This is a genomic window from Enterococcus devriesei (genome assembly GCF_001885905.1).
Classification (GTDB): Bacteria; Bacillota; Bacilli; order Lactobacillales; family Enterococcaceae; genus Enterococcus_A; species Enterococcus_A devriesei.
Genome location: NZ_JXKM01000014.1, coordinates 1 through 26,280, shown reverse-complemented (window position 1 = coordinate 26,280; position 26,280 = coordinate 1). Strand labels below are relative to the sequence as shown.

The following is a 26,280-nucleotide window of genomic DNA, read 5'->3' as shown; positions in this document are numbered from 1 at the left end:
AAAAGAGTTACTTCCCTTTTTTTTTATAAATATTAGCGTTATTTAATTAAAGGCAACCTAATAAAAGCTATCAGAGCTGATAGGTTGATTTAAAATGAGAATACAATGGCATAAAACTCATTTTAGCCAATGTTATAACAACAACTAAATCTGTACTATTGAATTTAATTATTTTTCGAAAAAATTGAATAGAAAATGAAAATAAAATTTTTTTATTTATACGTAAAATACTTAATAAGTTTTATAATTTTAAAAAAAATGCTCAAAGCCAAATAATATAACCATCTTTCAAAATAATTCTAAGTAATCAAAATCGTCCCTTTACTATTATTCTTAAATTATAGTTATTTTATTTTACTTTTTTTTTTTGGCTACTGTACCAAAATATTTTAAAATTTTTTTCTCTTTTTATAGATACAGTTTTCATTCATTCAAAATAATTCAAAATTTTTAAGGACTATTCAAAGATTGGTAGAACTGATAATTAACACCCGTTCTAGCACTCCAATCATTATTTTTTCTCCTGTGTATATTTTTGATTGATTTATTACGATGTTTTTTTCTTTTTTTTCCAACACCAATAACATAACAAGAACAATTTAAAAAAGCTAGTTTTTTGCTTATTTGCTATAATAGAATTGTTTATTACTTTTGTTAGCTACAAGCAAGTTTGTAGAATATTAAAGTAATGGAGAGTATAGCCATTTATGCGACAGAAGCTTTTTTACAATTAATAAAATAATTAGGAGTGATTCTATGATTCAAGCAATTGTATTTGATTTAGACGATACCTTATATGCACAACAGGAACCCTTCGCACAGGCGATCAAACAACTTTTCCCAACTTTCCCCGCAGAAAAGATGCAGGCTCTTTTTATTCAGTTTCGCTATTACAGTGATCTTCATTATATGAAATCAATTTCTGGTGAATGGTCATTAGAGAAAATGCGTCACGAACGAATTCGTTTGGCATTAGAAGATTTTGATTTTTATGCGGTGACTGATGACTTAACTAAGTTCCAAGCTGCCTATGATGAAGCATTGAACCAGATTTCCCTACCGACTGAGACGAGAGAAATCTTTGCTTTTTTGACGCAACAAAAAATGCCTATTGCTGTCATTACAAATGGACCTGTCATTCGTCAGAACCAAAAAATCAACGCTCTGCAGCTACAAAAGTGGATCAAGTCAGAAAATATTTTTATTTCTGACGCTCTCCAGATTCAAAAGCCCGATCCTGAAATTTTTCATTTGATGGCAGAAAAGTTGGCGCTGCCAGCGGATACGATTTTATATATCGGCGACAGCTTTGAGAACGACGTCGTCGGCGCTAAGTCTGCCGGTTGGCAAGTCTGGTGGTTCAATCATCAAGGTCGCGAGCTTCCCGCCGGACAGTCCGCTATCTATGACCTAGAAATCAATAGCTTTCCTCAGTTGAAAGAACAACTGTTAAACGAAAAAAAATTGCAGCGCTAAGCGCCGCAATTTTTTTATTCTCCTAGACTCAAAATCATCCGGATATCTTCTTCAGTCAGTTTATTGGTTTGTTCTTCGTTGCCTTGGATCACTTTTTGGAAAAGTTCACGTTTTTCTTGTTGCAGTTGATTCATTCGCTCTTCAATCGTTCCTTCGGCAATCATTCGCCACACTTCAACGACCTTTTTCTGCCCGATTCGATGGGCACGTCCAGCTGCTTGTTCCTCAACCGCCGGATTCCACCATAGGTCATATAAAACAACCGTATCGGCGCCGGTCAAGTTCAGTCCTGTACCACCGGCTTTCAGAGAGATTAGAAAGACATCTTTTTCACCTGCATTGAAAGCATCTACCATTTTTAAGCGATCTTGAACTTTCGTACTGCCTCGTAAATAGAAGCTTGAAAGTCCTTCTTCAGCAAATTCTTGCTCGATAATCGAAAGCATGCTGGTAAATTGTGAGAATAATAGAACACGGCGCCCATTTTCTTTGGCAGCTTTGATTAAATCCTTCACTTGTTCCAGTTTTCCAGAACCGCCCTCGTAGCCTTCCATAAAGAGACGTGGGTCATCACAAATTTGACGTAAGCGCGTCAAACCTGCTAGGATACTTACCCGCTGCTTGCGGAAAGTGGCTGAATCCATCTGATCGACTTCTTGCTTCATCCGCTTCAAGTAAGCAAGATAAACCGTCTTTTGTTCTTCAGTCAAGCTGCTTAATACATTGGATTCAATTCGTTCAGGCAACTCTTGCAAGACTGTATCTTTGTCCCGTCGTAAAACGAATGGCTGGATCATCTTGGCAATTTCAGGGACTGCCATTTGGCGGAAGCGTCCGACGCTTGGGAAGAATCCTGGCATAACGGTTTGGAAGAGAGACCATAATTCTTCCAAATTATTTTCGATTGGCGTACCACTTAGTGCAAAACGATGCGGAATTTGTAACGTTCGCAACGCGCTAGACGTTTTGGTGGAAGCATTTTTGACCATTTGCGCTTCATCTAAGATCATATACTGATAGCCGGCTTGTTCGTGCAGATCAATATCTTGGCGTAAGCTGGCGTAAGAGGTGATTACGATCTCCTGCGCTTCCGCCAAAGCTTGTTCACGATCGGCGCGACTGCCAGAAACGACACAAGAGTTTAGACTAGGCGCGAATTTTTTGATCTCTGCTTGCCAGTTATAAACTAAGCTGGCTGGAGTTACGATCAATGCCTTAATCGGCTGCTGCGCTTTTTCTGCCAATAAGAAGGTGATCACTTGAATAGTTTTTCCTAGACCCATCTCATCCGCTAAAATTCCACCGAAGCCATAATCACTTAACATTTTCAACCAGCGAAATCCTGCTGCTTGATACGGCCGTAATGTCGCTTGCAGATTTTCCGGTAGTGGAACTTGATAATCTTCTGGATGCGTCAAATCCTGCACCATCGCGGTAAAACTTTCGCTAAACTGCGCTTGCGGATTATCCTTCAAACGTTGCTCAAGCATGATCCCCTGACTCTTCGGTAATCGAATCAAGCCGTCTTTGGCATTGATTTTTTCTCTTAATTGACCGATCATTTCGCTCGTTTGCTGAAACGCTTCTGAATCAAAAGACAGCACTTCACCGTTGTCTAAAGTATAAAAACGATCTTTTCGCAGCAAACTATTCAATACGTGATCGATCTCGTGGTCATCAATTCCGGTTACATCAAATTTGATATCCAGCCATGAGCCCGATTGATCGACTTCAATCGTTGGTTGGAATTCTTCACCATCTAAGAAGAGCTGTCGTAATTTTTTACCCATCCGAACTTCGGCGTATTTGCGGAATTCTTCAACTTCGACTTTAAAGAAATAATACAAATTGTCTTTGACCGGTATCTTTTTTTCAAATCCGGTATCAATTTTTTGGTACCGATACGTATCAAATAAGTCCAAGATCAACTGCTCTTTCTTGCGATCTCTTAAAATCTCGACATTGTGAGGCAATTTTGGCTGATGCTCTTCATTGGTTGAAAAATAAGCTTTGCCATAATGAAACTCTGCTTCAGCTTTGATCATGCCTTTGATTTTTCGAAAGATCACGACAGCCCGCAACGGCTCTTCTTGCATGATTTCTGAAACATCGCCAGAAACTGCGACCCGGCCGATTTTCCGTAAATAAGGAAAGACCTCTGTGAATAGCTGAGATAGTTGTCGCTGTTCGTAAGTGATGACTGGCTCTTTCAAGCGCTTCATCAATTGTTTCAACGTGATATACGTATCTTGTTGTTCATGAGTCATTAAGTAGTAGGAATTTTCGATAAAACCTAAAAAATAATTACTATAATAATTCGTGAAGCGGTCTTCGATCATCAAGCCAAAATCATTTTCGTCACGTTTCTCTAACGTAAATAATAAAGGCAGCTCTTGTCCTTCATGAACTTCAGTGTAGGTTTTTTCCCCCAGTTTGATACTCAAATTTCCCGTTTTTTCCATTGCCTTTAATAGTTCCTGCATCCGGTGAACTGGTAATAAGAGATAACGTTTGTCCAGCTTGCCTTTGACTTGCAAGCCAGCTTTACCTAATAACTGATAGGTTTCACTGATCCCAACTAAATCTTCAATCAGATCGCGACAGGTCGGATCGAACGCTCCCGCTTCGATTTGGAATCGATATTGCTTATTCACCGTATAAGCTGAATCAGTTTGATAGGCATGCAAGAAGTCATATAAATTTTTCACGATATAACTGCGTTTATTTAAATTACTACCGATCCGCAAAGAGACAGCCAGCACGTCCAGCTCAGGATGGTAAGGATTCGTCGGAATCGCTTCTACTACAAAATCGACGAATAATGATTGCAATGGCTCGGCTTCTTTTTCCAAACGTGAAAAGCCTTGGTTCAATAAATCAGCGAAGGAGACACTACTCTCCATTTTTTTAGGTAAAACTGTTTCAGGCTTGATTACTCGCGATAAGCCTTTTTCTCGCAAATACAATTCCACCGCTACCGTATGTTTACAATAGCCGTGCTCTTCCCAATAAGGGCAGGCGCAAATATCATTTTCTTTGCCGCTGCCATCTAAATCAACCAGATAAAGTTCGCTGCCTAATACTTCTCCATGCCAAACACGACGAGCTGGATCTGCTTCAACTGATAAGACCCGCCCTTCTTTTAAATAGGTTCTGCCGCGTTCAATTACTTTTTCTGGAATACTCCATCTCATTAACCTTCACTCCATCCTTCTAGCTGGTAACGAATACTGCTGCGCCCCGTCCCGCTAGTCTCCACAATAATTTGTTGTGGGATACGCTCTTTCAATTCTCTCACGTGACTGATGATACCAATCATCCGTCCCGCATTCTCAATTCCTTCTAATGCTTCCATCGCCATCTCCAGCGCTTCTTCATCCAGCGAGCCAAAGCCTTCATCGATAAACAAGGCTTCGATCGCCACACCGCCCGCTTGATTCTGGATCACTTCCGCTAAACCCAATGCCAACGACAATGCGGCAATAAAACTTTCACCGCCAGATAAAGTATGAGAGCTGCGAGTCGCGCCAGCATTATCATCGTAGACATTGATTTCGAGACCGGTATTCCCTTTTGAACGGCCGGTTGCTTGATTCAACTCGAAACGGTAGCGTCCTTTTGTCAATTGACTCAGTTGTTGATTGGCACTTTGCAAGACCTCTGCTAGGTACCATTGCAAAACATAGCGTTCTAGACTGATCTTTTGCGGATTATCCCCATTCATCGTTTGATAAAGCTGTAACAACTGACTTAATTCGTCTAATTGCTTTTTACTTTTCTGCTGGAGCTTTTGAATTTGCTGGATAATCTCACGTTGCTGTTTAAGTTGATTCTCTTTTGCAAAATACTGCTGTTGAAAGGCCGAGACTTGCTCCTCTTTTTCCAGCAACAAGTTCTGCATTTGGCTTAGATCCGGTTCTTTCTGATCATGAACCAATTCAAGCAGTCGGTTGATTCGATCGCTTATTAATAATCGTTGCTGCTGAAAATCTGTGATGATTTCTTCTAACTCAGCAAGGTTTTTAATCGGCGCTAGTAAATCTGCTTGCACTAATTCTGCAGTAGTCAACTGTTCTTGCAACTGTGCTTGGAAAGCGGCTAATTGTTCAGCCGTTACTTGCTGTTGTTTTTTCAAAAGCTTTTGATTTTCCTGCAAACGGATCTGCTGTTGTTCGATTTTCTTTAAGTTGTCTTGATGCTTTTGCAACCGGCTTTGGTAATCTGCTAGTGCTTCGGTAAGCTCATTGATCCGCGCTTGCAAACTGTCTAGTTGCCACTGCTCCGTTTGTTCAATCAGACTTGTAATCCGACCAACCAACGTTTGACTCTCACTTTGAAGTGTCGTCAACTTCGTTTCAAGCTCGACCTTTGCTTTTTCCGCGGCTTCCGTTTCTGATTTTAGCTGCTGAAGGGTTTCTTCTGCTTCAGCAATCTCCGACAACGCCTTACTAGTCTCTGTTTGCCGGTCTACAAGAAACTCTTCCAGCTCTTTAATCTCTGCCTCGACACTACTTTGATAATAATCAGAGAAGGCTTGATGGTATTGATGAAGCTGTTGCTCCAGTTCTTCTTGGGTAGCTAAACGCAGGGATTGTAACTTATCAAACGCCTGCTTCGCCATTTCAAAACGTGCTTCGGTTTGTTCCTTCAACGTCTCCAGTTCTTTGATTTGAGCTTCTTTGGTTTCAAGCTCTAGCTGTAGCTGAACCAAATCTTCCGAGCCGAGCTGAAAATGTTGCGCCGCTGCGGGGTGCTCCTTAGAACCACAAACAGGACAGGGCTCGCCAGGCAACAGTTCTAAACTTAAACGAGCAATCTCAGCAGCTGCCCATTGACTTTTTAATTTTTTATAATCGCCGGTTTCACTCGTTAAGCGGTTACTCGTTCGACTAACGGTTTCAACCAATTGTGCTAATTTAATCTGTTGATCTTCTTCCTCTTCTTGCTGCTGGAAAACTTGATTTGCCAACGCTTGTAACTGATCCATCCTTTGCCGAAATTGTAATTCTTGATAACGTCGATCTTGCCATTTTTTTTCAGCGCTGATTTTATGCTGCAAGGTTCTTTGTTGCTCTTCAGACCGTTTTAATCCTTCGTTGATCTGGGTTTGCTGTGCTTTTTGTTTTATCAACTGGTCAGCCAGCATCTGTTTTTCCTGCAGCAATTGTTCCCGCTGCTTAACGAGAGGCAAGAGAGAAACTAATTGTTGGTTCTCTTTTTCTTTTTCAAGCCATTCAGGGCGTTGCTGGTCGAATTCAGCACCTTCTTTTTGACATTGTTCGATTTGCTGCTGCAAGACTTTTTCCTGCTGCTGATTGGCTGTTTCTTCCAAGCTTTGCTGTTCTTGCAGCTTGATTAATTCTTGGACTCGTTCAAAGGTTGGACGGATCTGTTGGATTTTCTTCTCACGGACCAGTTGCTTTTTCATTTCTTCAATTTCTGGTAAGCGTGCGTCTAATTGCTGCAAGGTTTGCTGAGCACTACGATAGTGCTGAAAGTTTTCAGCTAGTTCCTGAGCTTTTTGGAATTGTAACTGGGAATTTTTTAACTCCTGCTCTTTATCAGACAATGCTAGCTTCTCGGTCTGCAATACCTGTTCTTCCTCGGCTAAATATACGTTAGCCAGATTCAAGGATTCTTCATAGGTCAGGCCTTTTTCGCTTAAAACTTGCTGAAATAATTGATCGATCCGAGTCGTCAACTCGCCTACTGCTTTTTCTAAATCCTGTTTCTGGATTTTTAGATTCTCAGTGAAATTCCGATAAAAATTCGTTCCGAATAAACTTCGCAGGACCATTTCTTTTTCCGTACTATTAGCATTCAAAAAGGTGCGAAATTCTCCCTGCGGCAGCATCACGATCTGCTTGAACTGATCTTTTTGCAAATGCAGAATCTGATAGATTACGTCATTTACCGCATCGACCTTTGTATAGACTTCAGCTTCTTGTCCTAAATCGTTAAAGACACTTAATTGGACTTTTTGATTTTTCGTCGTCTCGCCTTTGCCATTTTTCTTGGCTAAGGTCTGTTTGGGCCAGCGCTCGATGGAATAATTTCTTCCTTGGTGCTCAAAGAGAAATTGTACCCGGGTTTCTTCCGAAGGTTCAGCAAAGGACGAACGAATCTCATTGGAAGAACGCACACCACCTGACGCATCTCCGTATAATGCGAAGGTGATCGCATCGAAAATAGTCGTCTTCCCTGCGCCAGTCTTACCGCTAATCAAAAATAAAGGCGCTTCGGTCATCTGTTCAAAGTCCACTTCTTCATGTAGAAAGGGACCAAAATTTTCCATAATGATTTTCTTTGGAAGCATCAGTTGATCCCTCCTTTAATCAGCGCCTGCAGTCCTTCTTCGATCCACTGCTTCTGTTGAAGTGACAGCTCCGTTTGAGAAACTTCGGTGAAGAATTCTTCGGTCAAGGTGACCGGTGATTTTTCTTTAAGACTCTCAGCCTTCAAGCGATTCTCTACCGCTGTCTCATAGCCGTTGAGCCGCTGAACTTGAATGATCCGCGGATAGACTTGCCGCAATTGATTCATTAAATTTGGAATGACTGCCCGATCTTCTAAAAGAATAGACAAATAGTCCTCCCGTTCAACTCTTTCATAATAAGCTGGATCTAATAGCTCCTCAAAACTGGCATGCAACTCTTGAATCTCGTGTAACGGAGTCAATTCATGAAAAGTGAAAGTACTTGTCTCGGTGTCAACGATCCAAACACCTTTCGTCTGATCCTTCTCCGATAATGAATATTTTAAAGGGGAACCGCTATAGCGGGCGTTTTCCAACTTCAAAGCATCTTTTCCATGAAGATGGCCTAACGCGACATAATTAAAATCAGTTAATAAACGGCCATTGATCCCGTCTAAGCCACCAACTTCGATCTTCGTCTCAGAATCGGTTTTGCTGCTGCCAGCAACAAAAAAATGACTAACTAGAATCTGGCTCATCGTCGGATCAAAACTTGCCTTCATTTCTTCAATGACTTTCGGCATCGCCGCTTGGATCGTCCGCAACTCTGAATCTTCAAAATAGATCCGCGCATCAACTGGTTCAAAATAAGGCAGTAAATAAAATTGGACGTTTCCCATTACCACCGGCGTGAAGGCTTCTTGTAACCGGGTATGGAGATGGAAATCGGCTTGATCGAACCATGGTGCCCCGGTAGCCAAACGAGTGGCACTATCATGATTGCCTGAAATTGCTAGTAAGGGAAAGCCTTCGGTTAAGTTCCATTTAGCGATCGTTTGATTTAATAACCGGACACTGTCTTCAGAAGGGACAGAACGATCATATAAGTCCCCCGCAATGATAATTGCATCCACCGCCTCTGTTTTAGCGATTTTAAGTATTTGATCAAGAATATATGCTTGATCTGACAGTAGGTCATAGCCATGCAGCTTTTTGCCAATATGCCAGTCAGCCGTATGTAAAACTTTCATTGATCCACCCTTTTCCTCATTTAGTCCTTCCCAAAAGTATAACACGATTCCCTATTTTTTTCTGCTTAGCAAGTGGATGTTGTTTTAGAAAAAAACTTGTCTAACCAAAGAAAAGAACGCTGAGATCAATCAGCGTTCTTTTCCTTGGCCACGTATTTAAAATTAGGATCGATTTCATGATCCAACTGATCGAAAGCACCTTGCACTCGACGTTCGACTTCTGCTAAACCAGCTTTGTCCATTTTTTTAATATCTGAAAGATCGATTGGATCGCCAAAGCGAATAATCACTGGTGTTCGTTTAAATAGCTGAGAAAACTTCGTTGGCCCTTGATAAACAGACGGTACGATCGGCTTTTTTGACAAACGAGAAATCAAAGCCATCCCGCCTTTTAATTCAGAGGAATGACGGGTGCCGCTAGGAAACATAATCAAGCTTTTGTCTGAGTCTTTCAACATTTTGACTGGACGTTTGACTACGCTTGGGCCAGGCTTGTCACGATCCACCGGAAAAGCATTCAAGTGGACTAAGATAAATCGTAACACTGGATTCTTAAACAGCTCCGCCTTCGCTAAGAAACTAAATTGTTTCGGCGATGCGCCTAACGCCATATAAACTGGGTCCCACCATGTCCGATGGGGAGCAACTAAAATATAATTCCCCTCTGGTAATTTATCTTGATTTTGATAATGAGCATTGCCGTTAACGACCGCTAAAATCCCTCGAGCGATCACACGAATAATTTTAAAAAACATTTTTTCTTCCTTTCAGTTATCTGACTAAACGTAGTATAATACAACGGTATGATTTTTTTAAGGGGGCAATTGAAATTGTTAAAAAAAGGTGAACGAATTGATCAGCTTTACGCGGAAGATATTCAAATCATCCAAAGTTCAGAGGTCTTTTCTTTCTCGATTGACGCAGTACTTTTAGCCAATTTTGCGCGTGCGCCTAAATATGGCAAAATTATTGATCTGTGTGCCGGCAATGGTGCCGTCGGACTTTTTTTGAGCCGTAAGACTTCTGCTAGCATTGATCAGATTGAATTACAGCCGCGCTTAGCTGATATGGGGCAACGCAGTATTGCATTGAACCACTTGGAAAATCAATTAACGATGCACGAATTAGATTTAAAAAATACATTTGATTTTTTTCGGGCCGATTCGACCGACTTAGTTGTTTGCAATCCGCCTTATTTTAAAGAACTGCCAACCAGTAAAAAAAATCCGAATCCTCACTTAGCAATCGCCCGCCACGAGATCCACGCGACATTAGCAGATGTCGTTCAAGTCTCAGCAAAATTATTAAAAATGAACGGCCGCTTTACAATGGTGCATCGTCCGGATCGTTTTTTAGAGATCGTCGATTGCTTGCGAGCCAATCGAATCGCACCAAAGCGAATCCAATTCGTTTATCCGAAGCCAGGAAAAGAAGCCAACGTCCTTTTAATCGAAGGAATCAAAGATGGCAAGAAAGACGGTCTGCGTTTTCTGCCACCATTATATACTTATGACGACTCTGGCAGCTACTCACCCGCCTTACAGGAGATGCTTTATGGCAACTGATCATTATTTTTACGTTTTACTTTGCAGCGACCAGTCCTTTTATGGCGGCTATACGACTGAATTGGCTCGCCGTTTGAAAGAACACAATGCTGGGACAGGTGCAAAATATACTCACCCAAAAAGCCGACGACCGGTTCAGATGATCCATGCTGAACGCTTTGCGACTCGCAGTGAGGCTACCAAAGCCGAGGCCGCCTTTAAAAGATTACCTCGTAAGCAAAAAGAACACTACTTACTGACCCAACAAGCAAAAAACGTTTTGTGAGTGACTCACAAAACGTTTTTATTTATTGCCCTTTTAAAATTTCTTTGGCAATCAATGAACAATAATGGATCGAGCCCCCTTCATTTGGATGGACTTGATCATCATAGAACCAATCAGGATGCGTATTACTATAGCCATACCAATCAATCAGGTGAACATTTTTGTACTCTTTCGCAACGGTATCTAAGGTACTATTCACATCATTTTGCCAGCGACGTGTCGGTACATGGGTATTTAGTACAAAGACCTGATGCTTATCGCCTAAAATATTCATAATCTGAGCAAAGTCATCTTGGTTAAAAGGACCATTTGTTCCTAAGCTTAATAAAACGGTATCGTTTAATTCGCCCTTGTCCTTTAAGGTTTGCAACAATGGTGGGCTATCTTTCAATTGCCGACCAACTTCACCATCAACCACCATTTTGGGGAATATTTCCGTCAGTCCTTTTGAACCAGCTAATAAAACAGAATCGCCAAAGGCGGTGATCTTCAAATTTTTCGCTTTCGTTATTTCGCGATTGCTCAAACTATATTTATCAGCCAGACTTTTGGGAGCCTCGGAGCTTTCGGTCGTTTGATCGGTCTGTTGTGTTTCGCTGCTTGATTGAATCGTTTCGGTTTTATCCGCAGCCTTTTTATTTTGCTCAATTTGTTTTTGTAACGCTTGTTGATTGGCATCGACTTGATTCGTCGGTGCGATGATAATCCCCGCCACAGCAATCAGTGTGAGCAACCCGCTGAAAATAAAGCCAATCTTGCGCCGGCTTTTTAACGGTGCATAAAAAGAATTTTTCAACGTAGCAAAGCTCTTACGATAATTGAAGTAGCGCAACGGCTTTTCTACAAAACGGTAAGACAGCTCGGTAACTAAGCCAATCAAAAGAACTTCTACGATCGTATGGAGAAAAATATGATTCGCGACATTCACTTTCGCTTCGTAAAAGATCATGACTGGAAACTGATACAAGTAGATCCCATAGCTACGTTTGCCGATCCAGCTAAAGACCGGATTGGTCAACCAGCGATTCCAACTCGCGCCAGGATGGGCAGTAATCGCTACTAACAAGATGCTTAAAAGGCTAACTAAAACAATCCCGCCATAATAGACAAAGGTCAGATCATCTCGTAAAAATAAAAATGCGAGGATCAATAAGATCATCGTAACTAATCCTACGCCATTCAAAATCCGCTTGGCCTGCGGCGGAATTTGTGCTTTTAAACGAGTGCTTGGCCAAATGAATGCCAAAGCGCCCCCAAGTAAAATTGAGAATAAGCGGGTATCAGTCCCGTAATAAACTCTTGTTGGATCAGAACCGGGAACATACAAGACCGCCATTAAAATGGCCGAAACAAGGGCCGCTCCTAAAATACTAAAAAAGACATTGGCTTTGTTTTTTATAAATTTCATCAAGAGAACGAACACGACCGGCCAGATCAAATAGTTTTGTGATTCAACTGCCAATGACCAAATATGGGTAAAGGGCGATTCGCCAGCAAACCGATCAAAGTAAGACATTCCGTGATTGATCTGCCACCAATTGTTCACATAAAACAAACTACTAAGGACATTGCCTCGTAAATTGTTTAGCAGATTGCGCTGAAATAAAGTGATGTAGGCTGAAGCACCGATCAGCATCGCCACCAGCGCTGGGTACAACCGCTTCATGCGCCGATAATAAAATTGTTTAATGTTGATTTTTCCTGTCTGCTTCCATTCCTGTAAAAGCAAATCGGTAATCAAATAACCGGAGACCGCAAAGAAAACCGGAACACCCAAATACCCCCCACGCATTTGCGAAGGCAATAAGTGATATAAGATAACGCCTATCACTGCTAAAGAACGAATACCGTCAAAGCCAGTAATATAACGACTGTTTTTAAGTCTTTTTTCCATAATTTATTTTCCAACTTTACTATAGAATATCAATAAAATACCAATTTTAACTATACGTTCAAACGGGGGAAACTGCAACATTTTCTCAAGAAAAAAAAGATTTCCTAAACAATTTAAAAAAAAGCTGGAACAAAAATCGTTCCAGCTTTAATCCATCGTTTCTTCGTAAAAGCGTCCTAAAATTCGAACATTCTCAGAAATGCTGACAAAGGCTTGCGGATCTGTTTCTCGCATAATCGCCTCAAGCATTGGCAATTCAAAACGCGTCACGACCGTAAATAAAACCGTCTGCTTGTCATGCTTATACGCACCTTCCGCTTCATTGATGATCGTAATCCCGCGGCGCATTTGATCTTGAATCCCTTCGATGACGCGATCAGGACATTTAGTAACAATCATGACCTGCATCTTCCGCTGTTTTGTATAAAGCGCATCGGTTAATTTGCCGCTCATAAAAATCGCCAGCGCAGAATAGAACATATATTGCCAGCTAAATAGAATTCCCGCCATCAGCATAATCATAACGTTGAAAATAATCGAGATCGACCCAACTGAACGCCCTGTACGTTTGCGGATCGTGATACTCAGAATATCCAGACCACCAGAGGACAAGCCATTCTTCAACGCAAAACCGATCCCCACTCCCATAATCGCACCGCCAAAGATCGCACAGATGATTGGGTCCTTGGTCAAGGTCGTTTCAGGAATGATATGGATAAAGAAAGACGTTAAAAATACAGTGATGAAGGTAAAAATAGTAAATTTATGACCGATCTTGAACCATGCCAAGAAAAACAATGGTACATTGATTAAGAACAGCGTAATAGATACTGGTACGGTAAATCCAACTACCCGATGAGACAAGGTCGTCAATATTTGGGCAAACCCGGTTGCTCCGCTAGAATAGATATGTCCGGGCTGGTAAAAAAAGTTTACGGCGATCGCCGCTAAAAATGCATAAACAACTGCGACAGATAAGCGGGTGGCGTAATCGTGATGGGGCCACTCCTCTATCTTCTTTTTCATCATGTACTTCCGCCTCATTTCAAAAATTCAATCACATTATACGTATTTTCATGAAAAAAAGAAAGCACCTACCATGGAGGCAGGTGCATCTCTTAGTATTTTCTTATTCTTCTACTTTAGTCACATCGATACTCAACTCATAAAGTTGTAGTGGGGAAACGGTGCTTGGTGCATCTGACATCGGATCAGCTGCTTTCCCATTTTTAGGAAAGGCAATCACTTCACGAATATTATCTTCACCAGCTAGCAACATCGCAAATCGATCCAAACCAAGAGCGATTCCGCCGATTGGAGGGAAACCATAATCCAATGCTTCTAACAAGAAACCGAATTGTTCATTGGCACTTTCACGAGTAAAGCCTAACGTTTCAAAGACTTGCTCTTGCAATTCGCGAGTATTGATACGCAATGAACCGCCACCTAATTCGTAACCATTCAAGACGATATCGTAGGCTTGAGCGTATACTTTTTCTGGATGATCCTTCAAGTTTTCAATATCTTTTTCCATCGGCATTGTGAATGGATGGTGAGCAGACACGTAACGACCCGCTTCTTGGTCAAATTCAAATTGTGGCCAGTCAACGACCCATAAATAATCGAAACGATCTTCATCAATCAAGCCAAGCTCTTTCCCAACTTTGGAACGAACCGCGCCTAAAGCCGTCACAGCAGTTAAAAATTGATCCGCCGCAAACATCAATACATCGCCGGCTTCTGCATTCGTTGCTTTCTTCAATTCATCGCTGACGCCGCCCATGAATTTCGCGATTGGTCCAGTCAATTCTCCGTTTTCATCAACTTTGATCCAAGCCAAGCCTTTTGCTCCAAATTGACCGACAAATTGACCTAAACGATCCAATTCTTTACGAGAATATTTGTCAGCCGCACCTTTGGCATTCAACGCTTTGACAACACCACCATTGTCTGAAGCCATTCGGAAAACTTTGAAATCAGTCGCCGCAGCGATCTCAGTCACATCAATCAATTCCATGTCAAAACGTGTATCTGGTTTATCTGAACCATAACGTTCCATCGCTTCGTCCCAAGTGATACGAGGGAATGGTAATGTCACTTCGATACCACGTACATCCTTCATCACTTGTGCGATCATTGCTTCCGTGTATTCTTGAATTTCTTCAGCAGTCAAAAAGCTGGTTTCAATATCAATCTGAGTAAATTCAGGTTGGCGATCGCCACGTAAATCTTCGTCACGGAAACAACGAACGACTTGATAATAACGGTCAAAGCCGGCTGTCATTAATAATTGTTTCAAAATTTGCGGTGATTGCGGCAAAGCATAAAAATGTCCCGCATGCACCCGTGAAGGTACCAAGTAATCCCGCGCGCCTTCTGGGGTTGATTTTGCCAAGTATGGCGTTTCGATATCTAAGAAATCATTGTCATCTAAGAAACGACGAACAGATTTCGTCAACTGATGACGCATCATGATATTTTTCGCCATTTTTGGACGACGTAAATCCATGTAGCGGTATTTCAAACGAACTTCATCGCTGATATTTTGTTCATCTTCAATTGAGAAAGGTGGTGTCTTGGCACTGTTCAAAATCGTAATGTCTTCTCCTTTGACTTCAAACTCACCAGTACTCATTTTTTTATTGACGGCACCTGCATCACGACGGATCACGGTTCCGGTAATTTCAACAACAAATTCGCTACGGCATTGATCCGCCACTTCCCAAGCTGTTTTTGATTCTTCCGGGTTAAAGACTACTTGCACAACGCCTTCACGGTCACGCAAATCAATAAAGATCAACCCACCTAAGTCACGACGTTTTTGAACCCACCCTTTTAATGTTACTTGTTGCTCTAAATATTCTTCGGACACGCGTCCGCAATAGACAGTACGTCTAGCCATTTTTTATTCCTCCTACCATTTCTTTTAATCAAATTTTGGTGCTGTCATTTCATCGTAGATCGCTGCGAAGTTTTCATACAGATCCGCCAATGGAAATGCTTTTTCTTCTCTAGTTGCAGAATCCTTCACATTGATCACGCCGTTCGCTAATTCGTCTTCTCCTAAAGTTAAGACCAGTTTAGCGCCTTCTTTGTCCGCCGTTTTAAATTGTGCTTTGGCCTTGCGTCCCATGAAGTCGCGATCAGCAGAAAAACCAAAACCGCGAATCGCTTGAACAACTTTTAAGGTCTCCATATTCGTCGCCTCACCTAAACCGACAACATAAGCATCCAAATTAGTCGCGTCCGGTACCATCACGTCTTCTTGCTCTAAAGTCAGTAAGATTCGTTCGATTCCCATTGCAAACCCGATCCCAGGTGTTTCTGGTCCACCAAGTTCTTCAACTAAGCCATCATAACGGCCGCCGCCACAAATCGTTGTTTGCGCGCCCATTCCTGGAGCGTCGCTCATGATCTCAAAAATCGTATGATTATAATAATCTAAACCGCGAACCATTCGATGATCAATTTCGTAAGGAATGTTCAAATATTCTAGCGTTTTAGTCACGCCTTCAAAATATTTCTTCGCGTAATCACTTAAATAATCTAGAATACTTGGTGCATCCGCAACTACTGGCTGATCCTTACGATCCTTACTATCTAGAACCCGTAATGGATTTTCGTGTAAGCGACGCTTCGAATCCTCACTTAGTTCTGCTTCGTGGGCTTCTAAGTATTCAATCAATGCTTGACGATAATTGCTTCGGGTTTCTTTGTCCCCTAAAGTATTGATGACTAATCGTAATTGATTGATGCCTAATTGTTTGAAGAAATCCATTGCCATAGCCATCACTTCGACGTCCAAGCTGGGATTTTCGCTACCAAAAGCTTCGACTCCAATTTGATGGAATTGACGTAAGCGACCTTTTTGCGGACGTTCATATCGGAACATCGGGCCTGTATAATAAACCTTGTAAGGCTTCTTGAATTCTGGTCCAAATAATTTATTTTCTACGTACGCCCGAACAATCGGTGCCGTTCCTTCAGGACGTAAAGTCACATGGCGCTCGCCTTTGTCGTGAAAATCATACATTTCTTTTGAAACGATATCCGTTGTGTCCCCAACACTACGGGCGATCACTTCGTAGTGTTCAAAGATCGGTGTGCGGATTTCTTGGTATTGGTAATCACTAAAAACTAAACGCGCAGTCTCTTCAACAAATTGCCACTTGTTGCTCTCTCCCGGTAAAATATCATTGGTCCCTTTAGGTCGTTGATAACTCATGGTAAGTCTCCTTTTATGATGGGTATTGTTTTTGTCAGAATTAATGAATAATAGGTAGAAAAAAATATCGCTATCTCATTTCAACAGAGACATTTTTCAAAAATCAAAAAATATTTTATTGTCGTTTCGCATAACATTTTTCTAACCTGCTGAAGCAGGAGAAAAACTGTCAAAAAAAGCCCTTGTTCGTCTTGAACAAGGGCGAAATGATCGCGGTACCACCTATTTTTTAAAAGAGTTTCCTCTTTTCTCTAGCAATTAACGCTTGCGTAACGGAGTGGCTTTGCACGCACTCATCTCCAGACTGTCTTTCGATTACTTACTACGAAATTGCTTTCAGTCAAGGCAATTTTTCCTGTACGTCTTCAGTAATTTACTCGTTCCTTCTTAGATGTTTTTTATCTTCTATTACGCTACTAAAAAAAAGCTCGAAAGTCAAGTGATTTCAGGTGGTCAATCGAGGATAATAAGGATTATTCGCTTTTTTTTCTGCTTTATTCTAAACTAAAAAAAGATGGCACGTTTGCCAATTCAAGCAAAATGAGGAGTGAATAGTATGTCAGAAGTACGAATCGGAAAATCACGGGTATATGCCAGCGCGTTAGGTTTAGGAACCAACGCTGTCGGCGGACATAATCTCTATCCAAACTTGACGGATGAAATGGGAAAAGAAGTCGTTCGAACTGCGCTTAACAATGGGATCACGTTACTAGATACAGCTTATTCTTATGGACAAGGCCGTTCGGAAGAATTAATTGGTGAGGTCTTGCAAGAACCTGAATTTGACCGTTCACGAGTGATTGTTGCGACAAAAGCTGCTCATGATCCAAGTCGAGGTGGAAAATTCAATAACTCGCCAGAATTTTTAAAAGAAGCGGTAGAAGCTGCTTTGAAGCGGCTGCAAACGGATTACATCGATATTTTTTATATTCATTTTCCAGATGAAACCACACCGAAAAACGAAGCAGTGGCTGCTTTGCATGAATTAAAGGAAGCAGGAAAAATCCGCGCGATCGGTGTATCAAACTTTTCACTAGAGCAATTAAAGGAAGCCAATCAAGATGGCTATGTCGATATCGTAGAGGACCGCTTCAGCCTAATTCATCGTGAAGTCGAAAAAGAACTGTTTCCTTATTTAAAAGAAAACCATATTAGTTTTGTTCCCTATTTCCCATTGGCTTCTGGCTTACTGACAGGTAAATATGACAAAGAAGCTGACTTTGAAGACAGTGATTTTCGTAGTAAAAATCCAGACTTTAAAGGCGAGCGTTTTAAAGAAATCGTCGCAAAGGTTGATCAACTAAAACCACTTGCGAACAATTATGATGCGACGGTGGCTCAATTGGTACTGGCTTGGTATATGAAGCATCCTCAAATTGATGTCGTTATCCCCGGTGCAAAACGAGCAGAACAAGTCGAAGCAAATGCGAAAGCTGTTGATATTCGCTTAACGCAAACAGATTTCGAACAAATCAACGATCTGTTTCGTTAATCAGCACTCCGTATAGACACCAACCAAAAGGAGCTGGGACATTAATTTGTCTCAGCTCCTATTTCCGTATAAACGGTGTGACAGAAGTAGCTTCTTCGGAAATAAGCCGAAATTTCACAAAAATTTGAGGAGCAATTTTCGGAAATTCCTTCTTATTTCTTGAAGCTGAACACTTCTGTCACAGCCTCTTATTTACGATATTTTTTTCCTCGCCCGCAAGAAAAGCACTTAAATTGTCTAGAGCAATCTTCATCAACCGTTCTCGCGTTTCGATCGGCGCCCAAGCGATATGAGGAGTAAGAAAACAGTTCTTAGCTTCTAATAATGGATTGTCTCTACTCATAGGCTCTTTTGAGACAACGTCTGCACCTAAAGCATAGATTTTTTCTTCATTCAACGCATTCGCTACTGCTAATTCATCCAACAATCCTCCGCGGGCCGTATTAATCAAAATCACACCCGTTTTCATCTGCTTGATGGCGGCTTGATTGATCATTTTGGTTGTTTCCTCTGTTTGCGGCACGTGTAGACTAATAATATCCGCTTGCTGATAAAGCTCCTTCAATGAAACTTGTTCTACCCAGTCGGGAGAATCCTTTTCTCGATGATTCCAAAAAATTATTTTTAGCTTGAACGCATTTGCAATATCAGCTACTGTTTGCGCAATCTCCCCATAGCCAATCAAGCCAAGCGTTTTTCCGCTTAATTCCATTAAAGGTGTGTGCCAATACGTGAAATCCTTACTGCGTTGCCATTCTCCTTGATGAACCGATTGATTATGCAGACCGACTTGGTTCACTATTTCTAGCAATAGAGCAAAAGTAAATTGCGCCACCGCATTTGTCCCATAGGACGGAATATTGGTAACTGGAATCCCTCGCTTTCTCGCTGCAACAATATCCACTACGTTATAGCCCGTCGCCAGTACACCGATATATTTTAATTGCGGAACAGCTTGAAGTACTTCTTCATCAATCGGTGTTTTATTAGTAAGAATCACATCCGCATTTCCAATTCGCTGAATAATTTCTTGTTTGTCAGTATAGGAGGTTCGATCATAGAGGTTCACTTCTCCAAATTTTTCAAACCCTTCCCAACTTAAATCTCCTGGGTTCAACGCGTAACTATCAAGCACGACAATTTTCATCTTGTTCCTCCTATTTACCTGTTTTCTATAAAATACTAAAAAAGAAACAAAATGAAAAGTATATAGAGTATTTCTAATTGAAAAGCTAAAAAACAAGCCTGAAAGAATCACGAATGATTCCTTCAGACTCTAAGAATATAACCGCACAGATCAACCTTTGGGAAACTAAATTCCTAACCGTCCTGCATACTGGTGGCTGATTGATTTAAACAGTATTTGCGAAAACTTTTTATAAAGTGATTCTGTGGCGGGCTTCTTTAATTAATAGGCGCGAGCAATCCAAACGGTATGCTTCGCAGGTTTTCCACTAACGATATCGACCGTTTTTTCAACCGGTGGATTGAATGGAATGTTACGAGTGGTAAAGCCGGTTTCTTCTTTGATCTTCGCTTCGGTTTCTTCAGTTCCGTCCCATCCGATCAAGACAAAGCCTGGTACTTCGCCAGCTGCTTTTGATTTTTCAATATGAGCTTTCAACTCGTCAAGAGTATCGATATCCGTATGTTCATTTGCTTCGTAACGTTTAACAGCACTATCGAATAAACGTTTTTGCATTACATCTAATTGTTCAACGATGTAATCCTCGATGCCGTCTAAGGACACGGATTCTTTATCGTTTAAGTCACGCATTTTAATAACGGCTTGATTATTTTCTAAATCACGTGGGCCGAATTCAACACGTAACGCCGCACCTTTAAGCTCCCATTCGTTGAACTTGAAGCCTGGGGTATTGTCTGTCGTATCAATTCGAACACGTAGATCTTTTTGCGCTAATGACGCTTTTAATTCCTTCAAGCGATCTAGGATCTCAGGGTTCTTTTGCCAAGGTCCAACTGGAACTAAGATCACTTGCGTTGGCGCAACTTTTGGCGGCAATACTAAACCTTGTTCGTCTCCGTGAACCATGATCAATGAACCGATCAAACGAGTGGAAATTCCCCATGAAGTAGTATAAACATGTTCATGTTCATTGTTGCGGTTCAAGAATTTGATATCGAAGGCTTCCGCAAAGTTTTGACCAAGGTAATGAGACGTTCCTGCTTGGACGGCTTTCCCGTCACGCATCATTGCCTCGACAGAATACGTATCAACAGCTCCTGCAAAACGTTCAGACGGTGTTTTTTGTCCGCGGTACACAGGAATCGCTAAAGTATCTTCGATTAAGGTCGCATAAGCTTCCAAGATTGCCATTGTCCGTTCACGAGCACTTTCTTCTGATTCATGCGCTGTATGACCTTCTTGCCATAAAAATTCTGATGTCCGCAAGAATGGCATTGTCTTTTTCTCCCAACGGAAAACATTCGCCCATTGGTTGATTTCATATGGAAGATCACGGTAAGAATTGATCCAGTTAGAAAAAGCATCACCAATCAATGTTTCAGAAGTCGGACGCAATGCGTAAGGTTCTTCTAAAGGCTCGTCGCCAACTTTTGTTAACCAAGGCAATTCTGGTGCAAACCCTTCAACGTGCTCTTCTTCTTTTTCCAAGAAATGTTTAGGAATCAGCATTGGGAAGTAGACATTCCGAATGTCCTGAGTTTTTAGATATTTATTGAAATCCTCTTGAATGTGTTCCCATAATTCCCAGCCATCTGCTTTAAAAATAATACAGCCACGAACAGGTGAATAATCCATCAAGTCAGCTTTTTGGATCGTTTGTAAATACCATTTTGAAAAATCTTCTTTTTGTAAGTTTGTCATTCACGCATCCTCCTAAAATTGAAAATAAAAATAAAAAAACCGTTCCGTCCCTACATATTTGTAAGGACGAAACGGATAATTTCGCGGTACCACCTTGCTTGATCAAACTTAGTTGATCCAACTTTCAGCTCCAATAACGCTAGAGTCGCGTGTCGCTTTCACGACAATCCTCTTTGGTAGGTTCATAAATCCCAGTGGGCGCGTTGATCTTTCAGACGGTGAATCAACTCTCTGCTGCCGATAAAATTTATTACTATTCCAAATGCTTAACACCATATTAAAGACTTCTCATGAAAATTGCAAGTAAAAATTTTATTTTTTTCTAATCTTCTGGTACATAACGTTCTTCTAAGCGGCTCATCCACCAACCTAAAGCCGCACCAAGGAAGCATAAAATAGCGCAGCCGATGAAGCCTAAAAAGCCGATTCCGCTATAATCTGTCGGCACGATCATTACCGTCGAAGCAAAAACAATTCCCAAAATAAAATGATACATCGGTGCGTAATAACGATTGAATACCCAGTCCATCACCTTTGATAAACTTAAAACAGTGATCAAGCCGCCGATTCCGATCGGAATGATTACACCCATATCAACAGTCTTAAAGCCATCAGCCATAGCTTTGTACATGCCCATATAAACTAAAAAGTTTGAAGGACTAAGTCCCGGTACAATCAAACCAAGTCCGATCAACGCCCCAGCAATCATCCATGTGAAAAAGTTTTGATCCACGGTTCCAAAAAGACTTGAGCCTTTCCATAAAAACCAAAAGCCGACGACAAAACTTACCGCTAAAATAATCAAATCTTTGGTATTGCGGCCCTTTTTCCCAGCTTCATTCCATAACGCAGGAACCGTTCCAATGATACAGCCGACAAAAAACCACAGCATAATCGTTTCGAATTGACCTAATAAAAAACTAACCGCAAAAGAAAGAACGAAAACACCGGTCAGTCCGCCGAGCCCCACAGGAATAAAAAATAAAATATTCTCTTTAAAATTTTTCGTAATGTGTGCTAAAAATGAAATAATCCGTTCGTATATCCCGAAGACCGCTGCTAACGCACCACCACTTACTCCTGGTAAGATAAATCCTGAGCCGATGAACATTCCCTTAATGAAGCGTAAAAACCAGTCGCTTTTATTCGGCTGTGTAACTTTTTCGTTTTCCATAAAAAAATAAGTCCTCCTAAATTCGTTGCTAACAAATATTTCTCGAATCAGAAAAATACCTAACTCTCGATTATTGCGCTGCCGCCAATGATCAGCAGCTTCACCTTAGCAAGTGTACCGATAAAAAGAAAAGGGCGCAAGACCTCTCACTAAGCTCACGTCGAAAACTTAAAGAAATTTTTGAGATTTTGACAATTACTTCTAACTTTGACCAAGACACCGCCCTTTAGCCGCAAAAACTAGCCTCAATTTCATTTTTAAAATTATTTGCCTAAATTATCAATGCACGTTACGCTAGTATTGGAGGTGGTAATTCACAATGGATACTTCAAATGTAAATGAATTGGAACAACTCGGCTCCTTTGAAATCAGCGATCAAATGTTGAAACTGGCGCAAAAAAATCAACGAAAAAATATTTTTTTGAACGCTGGTCGCGGCAACCCTAATTGGATCAATAAAAAAGCCCGGCTCGCCTTTAACCGCTTAGTCGAATTTGGTGTTCAAGAATCTGAGCGAACGCTTAGTCAAGCCGATTTAGTCGGCTGCCCAGAAAAAGAGGGGATCTTGAAACGCTTCAAGCACTTTTTAACTGCCGAAACTGAAACAGATCACTTTCTTCTAGAAATATTAGACTACACAGATGGACTAAAAATTGATAACGAAGATCTCGTCAAAGAGCTGATTGACGGTGTGTTAGGTAATAACTACCCCGTTCCTAGTCGCGTGCTAAAAAACAGCGAACTTATTTTGAATCAATATTTAGAATCAACTTTGTATAATGGCACAAAGCTGGCGGATCAAACTCAAATTTTTCCTACTGAAGGCGGAACCGCTGCCATCGTTTATATTTTCCAATCTTTAAAGGCGAATAAGTTGATTCAACCAGGTGATCGAATCGCCATCAACACACCAATTTTTACGCCTTATTTACAGATTCCCGAATTGGCCGATTACGAATTAGTCGAGGTCGATCTCCATTCCACTGAAGAAAACCATTGGGACTTATTGCCAGAAGAAATCGACCGTTTAAATGACGCGAAGGTCAAAGCTCTGTTTATCGTGAATCCTAGCAATCCTGGTTCAAAAGCACTGAACTCAAACGCACTGGCTGCCATTCGTGAAGTCGTTCAAAAAAATCCGGACTTGATGATCATTACAGACGACGTTTACGGGACTTTCGTTGAAGACTTTCAAACGATTTACGCAGTGGCCCCTTACAATACACTGCTGGTCTACTCCTTTTCTAAGTTATTCGGCGCGACTGGTTGGCGATTAGGGTTGATCGCAGCCCACAAAGACAATGTCTTTGATCGTTTGATTCGCCAATTACCTGAAAAAGAACGGGCGCAATTGATTAAGCGCTATGACCTTGTTGTACTCGAGCCTGAAAAACTGCCTTTTATCGAGCGAATGGTTGCTGACAGCCGTTCAATCGGTCTCTATCATACGGCTGGTTTATCGACGCCACAACAAATTATGGAAGTTTTATTTGCACTGACCCATTTGTTAGCTGGCGACAGTGATCCTTATATTGAAACATCACGTGCAATCATCGCCGAGCGCTACAAAGAATTATTCGCGGCTTTGCAGTTACCGACTGATGATGGCAAAGAGAATTCAAAATATTATACGCTAGTCAATATCTATCAACTAGCTGAAGAAAGATATGGCAAAGAATTTCGCCATTACTTAGCGACTCACTTTGAGTATATGGACTTTTTGAAAACACTAGCAGAAAAAGAAGGCGTCGTTTTGATCGATGCCGTTGGCTTCGGGGCTATCGCTGGTGAGTTGCGGGTTTCAGAAGCGAATTTGCCTGCAGAGGATTATCGCCTAATTGGCCACGAAATCCTCAAAGTGCTCAAAGAATATCATGATGAATTTTTGGCTAAATAATAAAAAGATTTGAGGCTCAAGTCAAATGAGCTTCAAATCTTTTTTAGAGCTTGCTATAAGCAGAGGATAAATAGGCTTGCCGTTCGTCCTCACCTAGCTGTTTCAATGAGCCAAGATGATACCATGAAATATTTCGCAGCCCGACATCTTCCAAGGTGGTTGTTAATTGATGCTTGTAGCTTCTCGTACAATGTTGCTCCAAGCCTTCCGTTGGTTGGTCCGAGGTAGTGAAAACAACGACCGACTCAATCGACAATAAAGGTTGGATGCCATTCCCGCCATCGAAAAAAGCGAATTCATTTAGCAAGACCTTGTCAAGAAAGCCCTTTAAACTTGCTGGTGAACTGTACCACCAAATCGGAAAAACAATTACTAATTGCGTTGTCTCTCGCAATAAATTCATGTAGTGTAAAACTAACGGATCAAGAACCAATCCGTTCTGATAACCAGCCAGCTCTTCTGTCTTCATGACAGGATCAAAACCGTCTTTATACAAATCAATCACTTTGTAGATTTTTTGATCTTCCTCTAACCCTGCTATCAACGTATTTAATAATTGATGATTGAAACTTTCTTTCCAAGGATGATCGATAATCAGCGTCGTTGTCATATTTTTCTCCTTCAGTCCTTTTTTTAAAAATAGCACAGAAATATTGCAATTAGATGTCAGTTAGATGTCAAAAAAACTAAGAAGAGACTAAAGTTAAGTTATCTTGCAAAAAGGAGGAAAAATTATTTCTTACTTTCCCAATATAATAACATTTTTACGCATAATCATTTCCTTTTTACTCCCCTTTGTCACCATTCGCTATTTCTTTCCGCTTTATTTTCTCGCGGGAATAACAGATGTCTTAGATGGTTGGTTGGCTCGCAAGCTCAATTGGACCAGTCAATTGGGAACTTTTTTAGACAGCGTCGCAGATTTATTCTTTTTTTCTGCGGTGGTGTTAAGAATTATTTTAACCATCAACCTTCCGACTTTTATTTGGTGGGGAGTCGGTTTGGTGGCGTCTATTCGAGGACTTAGCTATTTTATCGGCTATCTTCGCTTTCGACAATTTGCCAGCCTTCACACATACCTTAATAAAATTACCGGATTGCTGCTATTTTTGACACCGTTGGCCTTGTTATTGCTCTCAATCAAGCTTTGGGGAACTTTGCTAATTTTTTTAGCCCTGCTTTCAGCCCTTGAAGAATTATTGATCATTCTAACTACTACTGCCTTAGATAAAAATTGCCCAACTTTTTTTAAACAAAAATAAACTGCCTCATTGCTACTTATTTTTATTCTCGCTACACTATTACTAGGAGGTGAGTTTATGGCAAATGAAGAACAAAAAGATTTTAATGCCATGCTTCATGAAGACAAAGGAATGCCTAAAATGCAAATCGTGACCGATAAAAAAACGATCCAGCGTTACGGCGGAGAAAAAATGTATTTCGCTCCACCACTTGCTTATGATGCAGTGATGAAAAAGATTCCTTATGGAAAAGTGATTACAGTTGGTACTATTAGAGATTTTTTCGCAAAAGAAAATGCTGCCGACTTTACCGAACCCATTACTGCTGGCATCTTCATCTCAATCGCTGCTTGGGCCAGCTTCCAACGGGGCAATGATCCAACGCCTTATTGGCGGACACTAAAAGCCAAAGGAGAACTCAATCCAAAATATCCTGGCGGAATCATGGCTCAAAAAGAAAAACTTGAAGCCGAAGGCCACACGATCGTTTGCCGCGGGCGGAAAAATTTTCGTTACTATGTTGCCAATTACCAAGATTTCCTATATGAGTTGTAACTTTTGAAAAAAGTAATAGTCCAAGTACTCTTTTTCCAAAAACTGAAAAAGAGTTTATCGGCATCCCCCTACGATTCCGCTATACCGCTCGTGTAATCATTTATCTACATCTGAAAAACAGAGAAAAGCGTAGCTCATAAAAAAGCCTCCGCCATTTTTTGGCGAAGGCTTTTTTAATTTATTGTATGTTCTGAAAACCACT

18 protein-coding genes and 2 pseudogenes are annotated in these 26,280 nt (G+C 41.0%); 7 read left to right on the top strand and 13 right to left on the bottom strand.

Features of this window, described 5'->3' with window-relative positions; translation table 11 throughout:
* The first annotated feature begins 756 nt into the window (after positions 1-756).
* On the top strand, positions 757-1,476 hold the full coding sequence (locus tag RV00_RS14030) for an HAD family hydrolase (RefSeq protein ID WP_071863183.1): 720 nt from the start codon (positions 757-759) through the stop codon (positions 1,474-1,476).
* Between the two features lie 14 nt (positions 1,477-1,490).
* On the opposite strand, the gene RV00_RS14025 is transcribed toward RV00_RS14030, so the two are convergent.
* The 5 genes and pseudogenes from RV00_RS14025 to RV00_RS14010 form a co-directional block, all read right to left on the bottom strand.
* Positions 1,491-4,670 carry a DEAD/DEAH box helicase gene (locus tag RV00_RS14025; protein WP_071863182.1) on the bottom strand — a complete coding sequence of 1,060 codons (3,180 nt, stop codon included), beginning with the start codon at positions 4,668-4,670 and terminating at the stop codon, positions 1,491-1,493.
* Positions 4,670-5,245 (bottom strand): annotated as a pseudogene (locus tag RV00_RS16950) (SbcC/MukB-like Walker B domain-containing protein); the annotation flags it as partial. The pseudogene RV00_RS16950 and the gene RV00_RS14025, both read right to left, overlap by 1 nt.
* Before the next feature lie 977 nt (positions 5,246-6,222).
* A pseudogene (locus RV00_RS16945) lies at positions 6,223-7,792 on the bottom strand (AAA family ATPase); the annotation flags it as partial.
* Complete coding sequence (locus RV00_RS14015) at positions 7,792-8,922, bottom strand: exonuclease SbcCD subunit D (protein ID WP_071863180.1); 1,131 nt, start codon at positions 8,920-8,922, stop codon at positions 7,792-7,794. The gene RV00_RS14015 and the pseudogene RV00_RS16945, both read right to left, overlap by 1 nt.
* A gap of 125 nt (positions 8,923-9,047) precedes the next feature.
* The gene (locus tag RV00_RS14010; protein WP_071863179.1) at positions 9,048-9,677 is read right to left on the bottom strand and encodes a lysophospholipid acyltransferase family protein; all 630 of its coding nucleotides are present in this window, start codon (positions 9,675-9,677) and stop codon (positions 9,048-9,050) included.
* A 75-nt stretch (positions 9,678-9,752) separates the two neighbouring features.
* Between RV00_RS14010 and RV00_RS14005 the strand changes: the two genes are divergently transcribed.
* The gene (locus tag RV00_RS14005) at positions 9,753-10,487 is read left to right on the top strand and encodes a tRNA1(Val) (adenine(37)-N6)-methyltransferase (RefSeq protein WP_071863178.1); all 735 of its coding nucleotides are present in this window, start codon (positions 9,753-9,755) and stop codon (positions 10,485-10,487) included.
* A complete protein-coding gene (locus tag RV00_RS14000; protein WP_071863177.1) occupies positions 10,477-10,752 on the top strand; it encodes a GIY-YIG nuclease family protein in 276 nt (91 codons plus the stop codon). The genes RV00_RS14005 and RV00_RS14000 overlap by 11 nt, the downstream gene beginning before the upstream one ends.
* A 22-nt stretch (positions 10,753-10,774) precedes the next feature.
* On the opposite strand, the gene RV00_RS13995 is transcribed toward RV00_RS14000, so the two are convergent.
* From RV00_RS13995 to hisS, 4 genes are all read right to left on the bottom strand, one after another.
* Positions 10,775-12,646 carry an acyltransferase family protein gene (locus RV00_RS13995; protein ID WP_071863176.1) on the bottom strand — a complete coding sequence of 624 codons (1,872 nt, stop codon included), beginning with the start codon at positions 12,644-12,646 and terminating at the stop codon, positions 10,775-10,777.
* Positions 12,647-12,793: 147 nt separating this feature from the next.
* Positions 12,794-13,672, bottom strand: coding sequence for a YitT family protein (locus RV00_RS13990; protein ID WP_071863234.1), 879 nt, complete (start codon positions 13,670-13,672; stop codon positions 12,794-12,796).
* A 103-nt stretch (positions 13,673-13,775) separates the two neighbouring features.
* Positions 13,776-15,548 carry an aspartate--tRNA ligase gene (gene aspS / locus RV00_RS13985; RefSeq protein WP_071863175.1) on the bottom strand — a complete coding sequence of 591 codons (1,773 nt, stop codon included), beginning with the start codon at positions 15,546-15,548 and terminating at the stop codon, positions 13,776-13,778.
* Between the two features lie 24 nt (positions 15,549-15,572).
* The gene (gene hisS / locus RV00_RS13980) at positions 15,573-16,871 is read right to left on the bottom strand and encodes a histidine--tRNA ligase (protein ID WP_071863174.1); all 1,299 of its coding nucleotides are present in this window, start codon (positions 16,869-16,871) and stop codon (positions 15,573-15,575) included.
* 556 nt (positions 16,872-17,427) lie between these two features.
* On the opposite strand from hisS, the gene RV00_RS13975 reads away from it, so the two are divergent.
* The gene (locus RV00_RS13975) at positions 17,428-18,363 is read left to right on the top strand and encodes an aldo/keto reductase (RefSeq protein ID WP_071863173.1); all 936 of its coding nucleotides are present in this window, start codon (positions 17,428-17,430) and stop codon (positions 18,361-18,363) included.
* A 178-nt stretch (positions 18,364-18,541) separates the two neighbouring features.
* Here RV00_RS13975 and RV00_RS13970 read toward each other — a convergent pair whose 3' ends face one another.
* From RV00_RS13970 to RV00_RS13960, 3 genes are all read right to left on the bottom strand, one after another.
* Positions 18,542-19,510: a D-2-hydroxyacid dehydrogenase gene (locus RV00_RS13970; RefSeq protein WP_071863172.1), complete on the bottom strand. Its 969-nt coding sequence runs from the start codon at positions 19,508-19,510 to the stop codon at positions 18,542-18,544.
* 261 nt (positions 19,511-19,771) lie between these two features.
* On the bottom strand, positions 19,772-21,211 hold the full coding sequence (gene proS, locus RV00_RS13965; RefSeq protein ID WP_071863171.1) for a proline--tRNA ligase: 1,440 nt from the start codon (positions 21,209-21,211) through the stop codon (positions 19,772-19,774).
* A 322-nt stretch (positions 21,212-21,533) separates the two neighbouring features.
* Positions 21,534-22,385, bottom strand: coding sequence for a DUF368 domain-containing protein (locus RV00_RS13960; protein ID WP_071863170.1), 852 nt, complete (start codon positions 22,383-22,385; stop codon positions 21,534-21,536).
* 319 nt (positions 22,386-22,704) lie between these two features.
* Here RV00_RS13960 and RV00_RS13955 point away from each other — a divergent pair, with 319 nt between their 5' ends.
* The gene (locus RV00_RS13955) at positions 22,705-24,282 is read left to right on the top strand and encodes a bifunctional aspartate transaminase/aspartate 4-decarboxylase (protein WP_071863169.1); all 1,578 of its coding nucleotides are present in this window, start codon (positions 22,705-22,707) and stop codon (positions 24,280-24,282) included.
* 43 nt (positions 24,283-24,325) lie between these two features.
* Here the strand turns inward: RV00_RS13955 and RV00_RS13950 are convergent, their stop codons facing one another.
* On the bottom strand, positions 24,326-24,892 hold the full coding sequence (locus RV00_RS13950; protein WP_071863168.1) for an NAD(P)H-dependent oxidoreductase: 567 nt from the start codon (positions 24,890-24,892) through the stop codon (positions 24,326-24,328).
* A gap of 103 nt (positions 24,893-24,995) precedes the next feature.
* On the opposite strand from RV00_RS13950, the gene RV00_RS13945 reads away from it, so the two are divergent.
* Together RV00_RS13945 and RV00_RS13940 are read left to right on the top strand one after the other, a co-directional pair.
* Positions 24,996-25,544 carry a CDP-alcohol phosphatidyltransferase family protein gene (locus RV00_RS13945; protein WP_249024108.1) on the top strand — a complete coding sequence of 183 codons (549 nt, stop codon included), beginning with the start codon at positions 24,996-24,998 and terminating at the stop codon, positions 25,542-25,544.
* A gap of 57 nt (positions 25,545-25,601) precedes the next feature.
* Positions 25,602-26,078, top strand: a complete 477-nt coding sequence (locus RV00_RS13940; RefSeq protein WP_071863167.1) for an MGMT family protein — start codon at positions 25,602-25,604, stop codon at positions 26,076-26,078.
* Positions 26,079-26,280 lie beyond the last annotated feature (202 nt).